Raw genomic sequence first — 11,925 nt, forward strand, 5'->3', positions numbered from 1 at the left:
GCGGTCCCATTACTTGCGTGCAGCTACGATATGAAACTTGATGACGACCTCGTCCGCCACGACAGACGTGTCTTTCCACTCGCCCGTGCCGATGTCGAACTGCGAGCGTTTGATCGGCAACGAACCGTCGAATGTCTGCGTCGCGCCTTGCTGCGTGACCGTAACAGGCACCACCACCGTCTGCGATTTGCCCTTGATGGTCAGCTTGCCCGTCACCTTGTACTGATTGCCGCCCGCCGGCGCAATCGCGCTCGAAACGAAGGTGGCGCTCGGGTAGGTCTTCGCGTCGAACCATTCCTTGCCGCGGACCTGATCGTTGTAGGTCTCGTCGCCGAGATCGTAGCTCGACACGTCGATGTTCAGCTGCGCGCTGCCCTCGGCGGGTCTCGCCGGATCGAACTTGACCTGCGCGGTGAATTTACCGAACTTGCCTTCGACCGGCACGTTCATCTGCTTCGAGGTGGCGCTCACCGAACTTTTCGCCGCGTCGACCTGGGCGAGGGCGCCGCCGGCCGCGGCCAGCGAGGCCGCGGCAAACGCCGCCAGCATGTAGCGATAAAACGAGACCTTCATGGTTGTCCTTATTTGAGGAAGGGAAGCATGCGCGACAGCAGCCCGTCGCGGTCCAGCCATTGATGCTTGAGCGCCGCCGCCACGTGCATGCCGACCAGCGCCAGCAACGTGTAGTTCAACGCAATGTGAACAGTCTTGAGCAGTTCCTTCAGATGCGGGTCCGGCGCAATCAGCCGCGGCAGCGGAATCAGCCCGAGGTAGACGACCGGCACGTTCGCCGCCGAGCTGTACAGATAGCCGGAGACGGGAATCGCCACCATCAACGCATACAGCAGCAGATGCACGAGGTGCGCGGCGCCGCGCTGCCAGGCCGGCATGCGGCGCGGCATGGACGGCGCGCCGTGCGTGGCGCGCCACAGAATCCGCAGGACCGCGAGCGCGAACACGGTCACGCCGATCCATTTATGCCACGAAAAATAACGCAACTTGGTGGGCGTAAAGCCCGGGATGTCGGTCATCACCCAGCCGAGCGCAAAGCCGCAAACGATCAGCAATGCGATCAGCCAATGAAAGGCGATGGCAGTCCGCGTGTACGACTCCGGGCCACCGAACGAAGGATTGTGTGCCATGACAGGTCAACGCTTGCTAAGAGAGGTTAACGGCGCCGCACGCCCGGCTATTCCCCGCCGACGCAAAGTTCATCGGCAGATGGCCCGGCGTCACAGGCTTCAGGACGCGCCAGGCCGCCATGCTACCCGAAGCGGAAAAAGCTGGCTGGGAGCAGGGTGAAATTTACCGAAACGCGGTTCGGCGCGCCGCCAGCAGCACCCGTGAACAATTGGGGACGGACGCTGTCAGACGTTTAGAGGGTGAGCGCTGTGTCCGTCGAGGCGGCGCCGCAGCGCCTTTTGGTACTATTGCTGCACAAATTTTCACGAACCGGCCACATCGACTCCCATCGCCACCGACAGGGCCACGCACAGCGCCACCTCCTCGCGACCGGCATTGGACGCTCATTCACCTATCGTTGCCCCGTTGCCGTATGGAACATGACAACCTGATCGCGTGCCATGAATGCGATACGCTGTTCCGCAAGCCGCGGCTTGTCGGGCGCAAGGTCGCTCGCTGTCCGCGCTGCCGCGCGACGCTTTACAGCGGCGTGTCGCGCAAGCTCGACGGCATCTGCGCCATGACGCTCGCCGCGCTGATCACGTTTCTGATCGCGCAGGGCTTTCCCATCGTCGAACTCGAGACTAATGGCATTACCACGCAAACCACGCTGTTCGGTGCGCTCGTCGCGCTGTGGAACGAGAACATGCAGATCGTCGCCGTCATGGTGTTCTGCTCCACGGTTCTGTTTCCGCTCACCGAACTTGTCGCGCTGCTGTACGTGCTCGTGCCGATTCGCGCCGGCTATGTGCCGGCAGCCTTTAACCGCGTGTTGCGGGCCATCCAGTTCGTCCGGCCGTGGGGCATGATCGAAGTGTTCATGCTGGGCGTGCTCATCACCATCGTGAAGATGGTCAGTCTCGCGCGCGTGATTCCCGAGGCCGCCCTCTTCGCGTTCGGCGCGCTTACGCTGATGTTCGCCGTGGTCGTCACCTTCGACCCGCGCATTCTGTGGGATCTCGCCGACGAACTCGGCGCGCGCAATCAGCGGCCGCTGCCGCGCACCTCGGCGGACAGCGCGGCGGCCGCGGTCGGCTCCGTGGCCGGACCGCCGGCTCCGCCGCTGCTGCCCACCGACGAGGGGCCGGACGGCGAGACCGGCACCCATGCCGGCGCGCCGCCGGCGCCCCATCGAGGATGACCCGCGCGATGAAATACGTGAGCGCAAAACGCGCCGGGCTCGTCGCCTGCCACGCGTGCGGACGCGTCGAACCGCGCATCCGCTCGGTCACGCCGCAGCACTGCGGACGCTGCGGCGCGCGCCTGCACTCGCGCAATCCCGACAGCCTGATGCGCACGTGGGCGCTGCTGATCGCCGCGGCGTTGCTGTATATTCCGGCAAATTTGTTGCCGGTCATGCACACGTCGTCGCTGGTCGGTTCGGAGGACGACACCATCATGAGCGGCGTCGTGTACTTCTGGACCTCCGGCGACTGGCCGCTCGCGGTGATCGTTTTCGTCGCCAGCATCATGGTGCCGATGCTCAAGCTCAGCGTGCTCGCGCTTCTCACCATTACCGCGCAGCGGCGCTCGCGCTGGCGGCCGCAGCAGCGCACCACGCTGTACCGGATGGTGGAGCGGATCGGCCGCTGGTCGATGCTCGACGTGTTCGTCGTCACGCTGACCGTCGCGCTCGTGCGCTTCAAGTCGCTTGCCGTGATCACGGCCGGGCCGGGCGCGATTGCGTTCGGCTCGGTGGTGATCCTGACGATGATGGCGTCGATGCAATTCGATCCACGGCTCATCTGGGACCACGTGGACGGCAGTACCCAAAAACCTCAGGATCTCGAACATGACTAGCCCGCCAGGACCGACGCCCGCCTCCGACGCGCCGCGCAACGATTCGAACGGACCGAAGCTGCCGCCCCAACTGCCAGACCCCGAAATCGAGCCGCGCAGCCGCTGGCTGCCGTCGCTCGTGTGGGTCATCCCGCTGATTGCCGCGCTGATCGGCATTGCGCTCGTCATCAAGTCGGTCACGGAAAAAGGCCCGACTATCACCATTAGTTTCGTCAGCGCGGAAGGGCTCGAGCCGGGCAAAACCAAGGTCAAGTACAAGGACGTCGACGTGGGCGCAGTGAAGTCGATCACGTTGTCGAAGGACCTTTCGCACGTGCTCGTGCAGGTGCAGCTGACAAAGGAAGGCGAAGATTTCGCGGTGAAGGATTCACGCTTCTGGGTCGTGCGCCCGCGCGTGGGCGCGAGCGGCGTATCGGGTCTCACCACGCTGCTCTCGGGCGCGTATATCGGCGCCGACGCCGGCCATTCGCCGGACAGCGAGAAGAACTTTGTCGGGCTCGAGACGCCGCCGCCCGTCACCGGCGACCAGAAGGGTCACCAGTTCATTCTGCATGGCGATTCGCTCGGTTCCATCGACATCGGCTCGCCGATTTTCTATCGCCGCGTGCAGGTCGGCCAGGTGGTCGGCTTTTCGCTCGACAAGGACGGCACCGGCGTCACCATGCAGGTGTTCGTGTCCGCGCCGTTCGACCAGTACGTCGGCACCAATTCGCGCTGGTGGCATGCGAGCGGTGTCGATTTGCGGCTCGATTCGAGCGGCTTCAAGCTGAACACGCAGTCGCTCGCGACGGTGATCGTCGGCGGCTTGTCGTTCCAGTCGCCGCCGGGCCAAGGCGTCGGCGCGCAGGCGCCGAACAACATGACCTTCCGCCTCGCCGCCGATGAAGCCGACGCCATGCGCGACCCGGACGGCGTGCCGCTGCGCGTCGTGATGAACTTCAACCAGTCGCTGCGCGGGCTGTCGGTCGGCGCGCCGGTCGATTTCCGCGGCATCGTGCTCGGTCAGGTGACGAACATCGGCATCGACTACGATCCGAAAACGCGCAGCTTCACCATGCCGGTGACCATGAACATCTACCCTGACCGGCTCGGCAAGCGTTTCCGCGAAACCGCGCCGGCGCCGGGCAGTCTCGCCGGTCAAAACATGCTGCAGCAACTGGTCAAACATGGGCTGCGCGGCCAGTTGCGCACGGGCAATCTGATCACGAGCCAGCTGTATGTGGCGCTGGATATTTTCCCGAAGGCGCCCCCGGCTACCGTCGACGTCGCCAGCGACCCGCTCGAATTGCCGACTATTCCGAACACGCTCGACGAATTGCAGCTGCAGGTCGCCGACATCGCGAAGAAGCTCGACAAGGTGCCGTTCGATCAGATCGGCAATAACCTGAACGCTGCGCTGAAGAACGCGGATCAGCTCTTCAAGCGGCTCGACACGGAAGTCGTGCCGCAGGCGCGCGACACCCTCGCGGCTGCGAAGCAGACCTTCGGCTCGGCCGAGGCGACGTTGCAGCAGGACTCGCCGCTGCAGTCGGACGTGCATCAGGCGTTGCAGGAATTGACGCGCACCTTGCAGTCGCTCAATGCGCTGTCGGATTATCTGGAGCGCCACCCGGAATCGTTGTTGCGCGGTAAAGCAGGAGATAAACCATGATGTTCGTCCGACTCCCTCGCCTGCACGGCGCACTCGCGCGCGGCGCTGTTGGTGCCGGCGCGCTGGCTGCGGCGCTCGCGCTCGCCGCCTGCGCATCGCCGACGAGCCGGTTCTATACCCTGGGCGACGTGAGCGGGGGCGCATCCGCTGGTGCGTCGGGCGTGCGGAGCGCGGCGGCGGCGCCCGCGTGGCTCATCGAGGTCGCGCCGATCGACGTGCCGCCGCAAGTCGCGAAAACGCAGCTGGTCGTGCAGACGGGACCGACGCAGGTGAAGGTGCTGGAGCAGGAACGCTGGGCGTCGCTGCCCGGCGACGAGCTGCGCCGGGCGCTGTCGACGAGCCTCACGCAGCAGCTCAATACCATCGACGTGTACGGCACGGCCTATTCGGATGCGACGCCGGTGTATCGCGTGAGCATGAATGTGCAGCGGTTCGAATCGTGGCCCGGCTCGCACGCGCTGATCGATGCCGTGTGGAGCGTGCGCGCTGTGCGCAGCACGGCAGTGATGACGTGCAGGAGCGTGGTGAGCGAGCCGGTCGGTGGCGGCTATGACGCGCTTGTGGACGGGCATCGGCAGGCGTTGCAGCGCATTTCCGCGCAGGTGGCGGCGGCGGTGCGGGCGATGGCGGCTTCGGCGCCTGCTGCGCCCGCTTCTGCCTCGCAGGCGGGCAAGGATGTGGCGCGTGCCGCTGTGCCGGGTTGCCCTGTGGAAGCGGCTGGGGCGGTGGCTGGTGGGTAGTCCTTCCGCCATGGTGATGTTCAGGTGCTCTGATCAAAAATCCGGCCGCGCGTCGCAGGCAAAGGCCTCCTCGCGACCGCGTACAATACGCCCTTATCCATCGCCAACCGGCCCCGCCGCACCCCATGTCCTTCGATTTCTTCCTCCCCTGCCCACGCGGCCTTGAAGCCGCGCTCGCCGCCGAACTCGCGGAAATCGCTGCAAAGCATCTGCACGGCGCGCCGTTCGCGGCCGGCTCGCAAGTGCCCGGCGGCGTGCATTTCCGCGGCGGTTGGGCAGCCGGCATGGCGGCCAATCTGCATTCGCGCATCGCGAGCCGCGTGCTGCTGAAAATCGCGCATCGACCGTATCGCAGCGAGCAGGACATCTATGCGCTCGCCGTCGAACAACGTTGGGAGCAGTGGTTCTCGGCGAATGAAACACTGCGTGTCGACGTCACCGCCATCAAGTCGCCGCTGCGCAGCCTCGAATTCACCACGCTGCGCGTGAAAGACGCGATCTGCGACCGTCTGCGCGAAGTAAGCGGCGCGCGTCCGAGCATCGACACCGGCATGCCCGACGTCCGTGTGTTCGCGTTTCTCACCGCGACGGACTGCACGCTGTATCTCGACACCTCCGGCGACCCGCTCTTCAAGCGCGGCTGGCGCCTCGACAAGGGCGCGGCGCCGCTGCGCGAAAATCTCGCGGCGGGCATTTTGCGCCTGACCGGCTGGAGCGCCGGCACGCCGCTTTACGACCCCATGTGCGGCAGCGGCACGTTCCTCGCGGAAGCCGCGCAAGTCGCGCTCAACATTGCGCCCGGCGCCGAGCGCCGCTTCGGCTTCGAAAAGTTCAAACAGTACGACACCAAGGCATGGCAGGCGCTCAAAGCCGCCGCGCTCGACGCCAAACATGCCGCTCGCAACTCGCGCGCCGACCTGCAGATTTTCGGCAGCGATATTTCCGGCGACATGCTCGACAAGGCCCGCGCGAATTTCCAGCGCGCAGGCTTGCCGCTGATTCCGCTGAAACAGGTCGACGCCCGCGGCATGACGCCGCCCACCGCCGAGCCGGGCATTCTGGTCGCCAATCCGCCGTACGGCGAGCGAATCGAAGTTCGCGGGCGCAATGCACGCGGCGAAATCCGCGAAGGACGCAATCGCGACAATCGCGAAGACGACGGCTTTCGCCGCGCCCAGGAAGAAACGCCCGACAGCGAGTTTTTCCAGTCGCTCGGCGACGCGCTCAAGCAGCGCTTCACCGGCTGGCATGCATTCATTCTGACGTCGGATCGCAAATTACCGGGCCAGTTGCGCCTGCGCGAATCGACCAAGACGCCGCTCTTTAACGGCGCGCTCGAATGCCGGCTGTTCCGCTTCGACCTGATCGCGGGCAGCGTGCGGCAGCGCCCGCAAGGCGACACGCCGGCGGGCTGAGGCGCTCGCACCGAAACCGCGGACACCGTTCCGCGGTTTTTTTTGCGCCGCGCTGGCCGCGCCGTCCCGCTCGCCGTCTCGCTCGCCGCTGCACCCTACTGACACCACGCTGTCAGCAGCCCCCCTGCACACTCCTCCTCACGCCATCCGGCGATTTATCCGGCTTATCCGCCATCCACAGGAGAGTGTCATGTCCGCATCGTCCAAAGTCGTTGCATGGTTCGAAATTCCGTCCGTCGATTTCGATCGCGCCGTCCGCTTTTATGAAGCCGCGCTCGACGTCACGTTGAATCGCCAGGAATTCGGCGGTCAGCCCATTGCCGTGTTCGACTGCGAAGAACCGGCCACGCGCGGCGCGGTCGTCCACAGCCCGTCGATGACCCCGAACGGCGACGGCGTGCTCGTCTACCTGAACGCGCACCCGACCGTGGACGCCGCGCTCGCCCGCATCGAAGAAGCCGGCGGCAAGACCGACGGACCCGTCATCAAGCTGCCGCAGGACATCGGCTATATCGCGTTTTTTATCGACAGCGAAGGCAATCGCCTCGGCCTGCACTCGCGCACCAACGGCTAAGCGCAACGCGCGGATCGGCCGGGCAGCAAGCGAGCAGCGCGGCGCGCATGGCAACGCCCAACGCGCCCGCCGCCTGAGCGTTGACCGGAGCACGGCATGCGGCGCTATCATCGCGGGACTGTCCCTGTCCTCTTCTACAAGACGCCCACGATGACGCGCCGCGCCGACCGCCTGTTCCAGATCGCCGAATTGCTGCGCGGCCGGCGCCTCACCACCGCGCAACAACTTGCCGACTGGCTCAACATCTCGCTGCGCACCGTCTATCGCGACGTGCGCGATCTGCAGTTGTCGGGCGTGCCGATCGAAGGCGAGGCCGGAATCGGCTACCGGTTAAGCCGCGCGGCGAGCTTGCCGCCGCTCACCTTCACCGCCGACGAACTCACGGCGCTCGCCGCCGGGGCGCGCATGCTGGAATCGTGGGGCAGCGCCGGCTTCGCAGCAGGCGCGCGCGGTGCGCTCGCGAAGATCGCCTCGGCCATGCCGGCCGACAAGCGCGCATCGCTCGAAAGACTCGCGATCTTCGCGCCGTCCTTTCATATCAGAAGCGAATTTTCGACGCAGCTCGACACGCTGCATCGCGCGATCGACACGCGGCACGTGGTGAGCTTCGCCTACACGGACGTCAACGGCGCGGCAACCGAGCGGCGCGTATGGCCGCTGGCTCTCGCTTATTGGGGCGGCCGCTGGACGCTAGGCGCGTGGTGTGAATTACGCGGCGACTTCCGCAATTTCGGACTCGAGAAAATTCAGCAGCTGGAAGTGCGCGAGCCGTATCCGGACCAGGAAGGACGGCGGCTCGCGGACCTGTTGCGGCACGTGAACGCAAAACCGAAGTAAGCCACGCGACGCCGACGTGCGCCGCGCGGCCAGTTGCGTGTTATTCCACCGCCTTGACCATATCCTCGATCACCTTCTTGGCATCGCCGAACACCATCATCGTCTTGTCCATATAGAAGAGATCGTTGTCGAGGCCCGCGTAACCGGCCGCCATCGAACGCTTGTTGACGATCACCGTGCGCGCCTTGTACGCCTCGATAATCGGCATGCCGGCAATCGGCGACTTCGGATCGTTCTTCGCGGCCGGATTCACCACGTCGTTCGCGCCGAGCACGAGCACCACGTCGACCTGACCGAACTCGCCGTTGATGTCCTCCATCTCGAACACCATGTCGTAGGGCACCTCGGCTTCGGCGAGCAGCACGTTCATGTGACCGGGCATGCGGCCGGCCACCGGATGAATCGCGTACTTCACCTCGATGCCTTTCTCGACCAGCTTGTCGGTCAATTCCTTCAACGCATGCTGCGCGCGCGCGACGGCGAGCCCGTAACCCGGCACGATCACCACCGTCTCCGCGTTGCCGAGCATGAACGACGCGTCGTCCGCCGAACCCGATTTCACGGGACGCTGCTCCGCCGCGCCGCCCGCCGCCGCGCCCGGCTCGTTGCCGAAGCCGCCGAGAATCACGTTGAAGAACGAGCGGTTCATCGCGCGGCACATGATGTACGACAGAATCGCACCCGACGAACCGACGAGCGAGCCCGCGATGATCAGCATCGGATTGTTCAGCGAAAAACCGATGCCCGCCGCCGCCCAGCCCGAGTACGAATTGAGCATGGAGACGACCACGGGCATGTCCGCGCCGCCGATCGGAATGATGATCAGCACGCCGAGCACGAACGCAATCGCCGTCATGATGATGAACGGCAGCCACGACTGCGTGAAAAAGAAGATGATGCCGAAGCCGAGCATCGCGATGGCGAGCATCAGGTTGATCAAATGCTGGCCCGCGTACACAACTGGCGCGCCCTGGAACAGACGGAACTTGTACTTGCCCGAGAGCTTGCCGAACGCGATCACCGACCCGCTGAAAGTGATCGCGCCGACGAACGTGCCGATAAAAAGCTCGACGCGATTGCCGTATGGCAGGAAGCCCGGCACCGGATTCTCCGGATCGATCAGCCCGAATGCTGCCGGCTCCGACACCACCGCATAGGCGATGCAGACCGCGGCAAGACCGATCAGCGAATGCATGGCCGCGACGAGTTCCGGCATCTTCGTCATTTCGACGCGCGCGGCGACAAACGCGCCGATCGCGCCGCCGACTATCAGCGCAGCGAACAGCAAGCCGAGCCCGAGCGCGAGGTTCGAACCCAGCGCGTTCGCCTGTTTCGCGATCAGCGCGATGGTCGTGAGAATGGCAATCGCCATCCCGACCATGCCGAACGTATTGCCGATGCGCGCGGTCTTCGGATTCGACAGCCCCTTGAGCGCCTGGATGAAACAGACCGACGCAACCAGATAAAGCAGCGTGACGACGTTCAGGCTCATTACGCGTTCTCCTTGCTCTTGTCGGCGATGAGCTTTTTCGGCTCTTTCTTGCGGAACATCTCGAGCATGCGCCGCGTGACCAGAAAGCCGCCGAACACGTTGACCGCCGCAAGCGCGACGGCGAGCGTGCCGAAGAACTTGCCCGGCGTGCCGAGCGTGAGGCCGGTGGCGAGCATTGCGCCGACAATCACGATCGCGGAAATCGCGTTGGTCACCGCCATGAGCGGCGTGTGCAGCGCGGGCGTGACATTCCAGACGACGTGGTAGCCGACGTAAATCGCCAGCACGAAAATAATCAGGTTGATGACGGTGTGGTTGAGCACTTCCATCGCCGTTTCTCCAGGTGAATTCGCTTTATGCCTTGCGCGCGACTTCGCCGTCGCGCGTGAGCAGCGTGGCCGCGACGATGTCGTCGGCAAGGTCGATATTGAGCGCGCCTTCCTTCGTGACGATCAGCTTGAGGAAGTCGAGCAGGTTGCGCGCGTAGAGCGCGGAGGCGTCGGCGGCGACCATCGATGCGAGATTCGTGTAGCCGACAATCGTCACGCCATGCCTGACGATCACCTTGTCCGCTTCGGTCAGCGGACAGTTGCCGCCACGCCGGCCTTCGTAGTCCGCGCCGCGGCCCGCCGCGAGGTCGACGAGCACGGAGCCCGGCTTCATCGCCTGCACGGTTTCGACGGAGAGGAGCGTCGGCGCCGCGCGCCCCGGAATCAGCGCGGTCGAGATGACCACGTCGGCCTGCTTCGCCCGCTCATGCACCAGCGCCGATTGCCGTGTGAGCCACGACGGCGGCATCGGCCGCGCGTAGCCGCCCACGCCTTGCGCGGCTTCGCGCTCTTCGTCGGTTTCGTAGGGCACGTCGAGAAACTTCGCGCCGAGCGATTCGATCTGCTCTTTCACCGCCGGCCGCACGTCGGAAGCCTCGATCACGGCGCCGAGACGCTTGGCGGTCGCAATCGCCTGCAGGCCCGCCACGCCGGCGCCGAGAATCAGCACGCGCGCGGCCTTGACGGTGCCCGCGGCGGTCATCAGCATCGGCATGAAGCGCGGATAGAGCGTTGCCGCCAGCAGCACCGCCTTGTATCCGGCGATGTTCGCCTGCGACGACAGCACGTCGAGGCTTTGTGCGCGCGTGGTACGCGGTGCGGCTTCGAGCGCGAAGGCGGTCACGCCGGCCGCGGCGAGCTTCTGGGCATTGTCCGCGTTGAACGGGTCGAGCATGCCGATCAGCACCGCGCCGCGTTTGAGGAGCGGCAGTTCGGACTCGGTGGGGGACTGGACCTTCAGGACAAGGTCGGCGCCGAAAGCGGTGGCGGCATCGACGATTTCCGCGCCGGCGGCGGCGAGGGCGTCGTCGGGAAAGCTCGCACCGGCCCCGGCGCCGCTCTGGATCGTGACCCGGTGGCCCTGAGCCACGTACTTCTTGACGGTCTCGGGCGTCGCGGCGACGCGGGTTTCGTGCGCGCGCGTCTCGGCTGGCACTCCGATGTGCATCGTGGTTCCTCCTCGACTTACTGTTTGACGACAGATCGGCCGACGAGGCACGCCGGCTTGCAAGTGCAACGGCTAACGCCTCACTTTACCCGAAAGATGGGGGGCCGCAAAAATCGGGGACAATCCGGGGTTGCAGGCTGGGCGCGGGGCCGACATGCCGGGGGCCGCCGCCCGCCGCCCGCTTCCAGGCAGTCCACGGACATAAACGGTAAAATGCGCACCCATGAAACCGGAAACCTGGCTGCCGCACGTGACCGTCGCGGCCATCGTCGAGCGTGACGGGCGCTTTCTCGTGGTCGAGGAACACACCGCCGCCGGCCGGCGGCTGAACCAGCCGGCCGGCCATCTGGAAGCCGGCGAAACGCTGCTGGAAGCGGTGATCCGCGAAACGCTCGAGGAAACCGCTCATCCGTTCACGCCCGAAGCGCTCGTCGGCCTGTACATGACGCATTTCGAGCGGCCCGGGCGCGACGGCGTCACCTATCTGCGCTTCACCTATTGCGGCGCGGGCGGCGAACGCGAAGCGGCACGCGCGCTCGATCCGGACATCGTCCGAACCTTGTGGATGAGCGCAGACGAGCTGCGCGCCTGCCCCGAGCGGCACCGCACGCCGCTCGTCATGCAATGTATCGACGATTACCTCGCCGGCCGGCGTTTCCCGCTCGACTTCGTGCATACGCATTCGGTCGGGCCGAAAAGATAACCTCGCGGCAACCGCGACCCGCGATCCATGAAGT

The 11,925-nt window shown here is 65.4% G+C and carries 13 protein-coding genes; 8 read left to right on the top strand and 5 right to left on the bottom strand.

What is annotated here, in order from left to right:
* Positions 1-9: 9 nt before the first annotated feature.
* Positions 10-573, bottom strand: coding sequence for a YceI family protein (locus ACEN8U_RS29885; protein WP_310105122.1), 564 nt, complete (start codon positions 571-573; stop codon positions 10-12).
* Between the two features lie 8 nt (positions 574-581).
* Positions 582-1,142, bottom strand: coding sequence for a cytochrome b (locus ACEN8U_RS29890; RefSeq protein WP_013587145.1), 561 nt, complete (start codon positions 1,140-1,142; stop codon positions 582-584).
* Positions 1,143-1,555: 413 nt separating this feature from the next.
* Between ACEN8U_RS29890 and ACEN8U_RS29895 the strand changes: the two genes are divergently transcribed.
* The 7 genes from ACEN8U_RS29895 (at position 1,556) to ACEN8U_RS29925 (ending at position 8,199) form a co-directional block, all read left to right on the top strand.
* Entirely contained in the window at positions 1,556-2,323 is a 768-nt protein-coding gene (locus tag ACEN8U_RS29895) for a paraquat-inducible protein A (RefSeq protein ID WP_015001636.1), read from the top strand.
* Positions 2,324-2,331: 8 nt separating this feature from the next.
* Positions 2,332-2,982 (top strand): paraquat-inducible protein A, encoded by a 651-nt coding sequence (locus ACEN8U_RS29900; RefSeq protein WP_028361796.1) that lies wholly within the window; start codon positions 2,332-2,334, stop codon positions 2,980-2,982.
* The gene (locus tag ACEN8U_RS29905; protein ID WP_015001634.1) at positions 2,975-4,633 is read left to right on the top strand and encodes an intermembrane transport protein PqiB; all 1,659 of its coding nucleotides are present in this window, start codon (positions 2,975-2,977) and stop codon (positions 4,631-4,633) included. The genes ACEN8U_RS29900 and ACEN8U_RS29905 overlap by 8 nt, the downstream gene beginning before the upstream one ends.
* Complete coding sequence (locus ACEN8U_RS29910; protein ID WP_310105118.1) at positions 4,630-5,373, top strand: PqiC family protein; 744 nt, start codon at positions 4,630-4,632, stop codon at positions 5,371-5,373. The genes ACEN8U_RS29905 and ACEN8U_RS29910 overlap by 4 nt, the downstream gene beginning before the upstream one ends.
* A gap of 125 nt (positions 5,374-5,498) precedes the next feature.
* Complete coding sequence (locus tag ACEN8U_RS29915; protein ID WP_310105116.1) at positions 5,499-6,788, top strand: class I SAM-dependent RNA methyltransferase; 1,290 nt, start codon at positions 5,499-5,501, stop codon at positions 6,786-6,788.
* Positions 6,789-6,978: 190 nt separating this feature from the next.
* The gene (locus tag ACEN8U_RS29920; protein ID WP_035480160.1) at positions 6,979-7,362 is read left to right on the top strand and encodes a VOC family protein; all 384 of its coding nucleotides are present in this window, start codon (positions 6,979-6,981) and stop codon (positions 7,360-7,362) included.
* A 96-nt stretch (positions 7,363-7,458) separates the two neighbouring features.
* Positions 7,459-8,199 (top strand): helix-turn-helix transcriptional regulator, encoded by a 741-nt coding sequence (locus ACEN8U_RS29925; RefSeq protein WP_041744922.1) that lies wholly within the window; start codon positions 7,459-7,461, stop codon positions 8,197-8,199.
* 40 nt (positions 8,200-8,239) lie between these two features.
* Here ACEN8U_RS29925 and ACEN8U_RS29930 read toward each other — a convergent pair whose 3' ends face one another.
* From ACEN8U_RS29930 to ACEN8U_RS29940, 3 genes are read right to left on the bottom strand one after another with little or no spacing between them, the layout of a single operon-like run.
* A complete protein-coding gene (locus tag ACEN8U_RS29930; RefSeq protein WP_015001629.1) occupies positions 8,240-9,691 on the bottom strand; it encodes an NAD(P)(+) transhydrogenase (Re/Si-specific) subunit beta in 1,452 nt (483 codons plus the stop codon).
* Positions 9,691-10,020: an NAD(P) transhydrogenase subunit alpha gene (locus tag ACEN8U_RS29935; protein WP_006047931.1), complete on the bottom strand. Its 330-nt coding sequence runs from the start codon at positions 10,018-10,020 to the stop codon at positions 9,691-9,693. Before ACEN8U_RS29935 ends, ACEN8U_RS29930 begins: the two co-directional genes overlap by 1 nt.
* 25 nt (positions 10,021-10,045) lie before the next feature.
* The gene (locus ACEN8U_RS29940; protein WP_413658291.1) at positions 10,046-11,188 is read right to left on the bottom strand and encodes a Re/Si-specific NAD(P)(+) transhydrogenase subunit alpha; all 1,143 of its coding nucleotides are present in this window, start codon (positions 11,186-11,188) and stop codon (positions 10,046-10,048) included.
* Between the two features lie 223 nt (positions 11,189-11,411).
* Here ACEN8U_RS29940 and ACEN8U_RS29945 point away from each other — a divergent pair, with 223 nt between their 5' ends.
* Positions 11,412-11,891 carry an NUDIX hydrolase gene (locus ACEN8U_RS29945; protein WP_310105113.1) on the top strand — a complete coding sequence of 160 codons (480 nt, stop codon included), beginning with the start codon at positions 11,412-11,414 and terminating at the stop codon, positions 11,889-11,891.
* Positions 11,892-11,925: the final 34 nt, after the last annotated feature.

Origin of the sequence: Paraburkholderia phenoliruptrix, assembly GCF_047325075.1 — a bacterium.
Classification (GTDB): domain Bacteria; phylum Pseudomonadota; class Gammaproteobacteria; order Burkholderiales; family Burkholderiaceae; genus Paraburkholderia; species Paraburkholderia phenoliruptrix.

Bases quoted from the DNA above. Each gene is read 5' to 3' on its own strand.
- ACEN8U_RS29885 (WP_310105122.1), bottom strand. From the start codon at position 573: ATGAAGGTCTCGTTTTATCGCTACATGCTGGCGGCGTTTGCCGCGGCC.
- ACEN8U_RS29890 (WP_013587145.1), bottom strand. From the start codon at position 1,142: ATGGCACACAATCCTTCGTTCGGTGGCCCGGAGTCGTACACGCGGACT.
- ACEN8U_RS29895 (WP_015001636.1), top strand. From the start codon at position 1,556: ATGGAACATGACAACCTGATCGCGTGCCATGAATGCGATACGCTGTTC.
- ACEN8U_RS29900 (WP_028361796.1), top strand. From the start codon at position 2,332: ATGAAATACGTGAGCGCAAAACGCGCCGGGCTCGTCGCCTGCCACGCG.
- ACEN8U_RS29905 (WP_015001634.1), top strand. From the start codon at position 2,975: ATGACTAGCCCGCCAGGACCGACGCCCGCCTCCGACGCGCCGCGCAAC.
- ACEN8U_RS29910 (WP_310105118.1), top strand. From the start codon at position 4,630: ATGATGTTCGTCCGACTCCCTCGCCTGCACGGCGCACTCGCGCGCGGC.
- ACEN8U_RS29915 (WP_310105116.1), top strand. From the start codon at position 5,499: ATGTCCTTCGATTTCTTCCTCCCCTGCCCACGCGGCCTTGAAGCCGCG.
- ACEN8U_RS29920 (WP_035480160.1), top strand. From the start codon at position 6,979: ATGTCCGCATCGTCCAAAGTCGTTGCATGGTTCGAAATTCCGTCCGTC.
- ACEN8U_RS29925 (WP_041744922.1), top strand. From the start codon at position 7,459: ATGCGGCGCTATCATCGCGGGACTGTCCCTGTCCTCTTCTACAAGACG.
- ACEN8U_RS29930 (WP_015001629.1), bottom strand. From the start codon at position 9,691: ATGAGCCTGAACGTCGTCACGCTGCTTTATCTGGTTGCGTCGGTCTGT.
- ACEN8U_RS29935 (WP_006047931.1), bottom strand. From the start codon at position 10,020: ATGGAAGTGCTCAACCACACCGTCATCAACCTGATTATTTTCGTGCTG.
- ACEN8U_RS29940 (WP_413658291.1), bottom strand. From the start codon at position 11,188: ATGCACATCGGAGTGCCAGCCGAGACGCGCGCGCACGAAACCCGCGTC.
- ACEN8U_RS29945 (WP_310105113.1), top strand. From the start codon at position 11,412: ATGAAACCGGAAACCTGGCTGCCGCACGTGACCGTCGCGGCCATCGTC.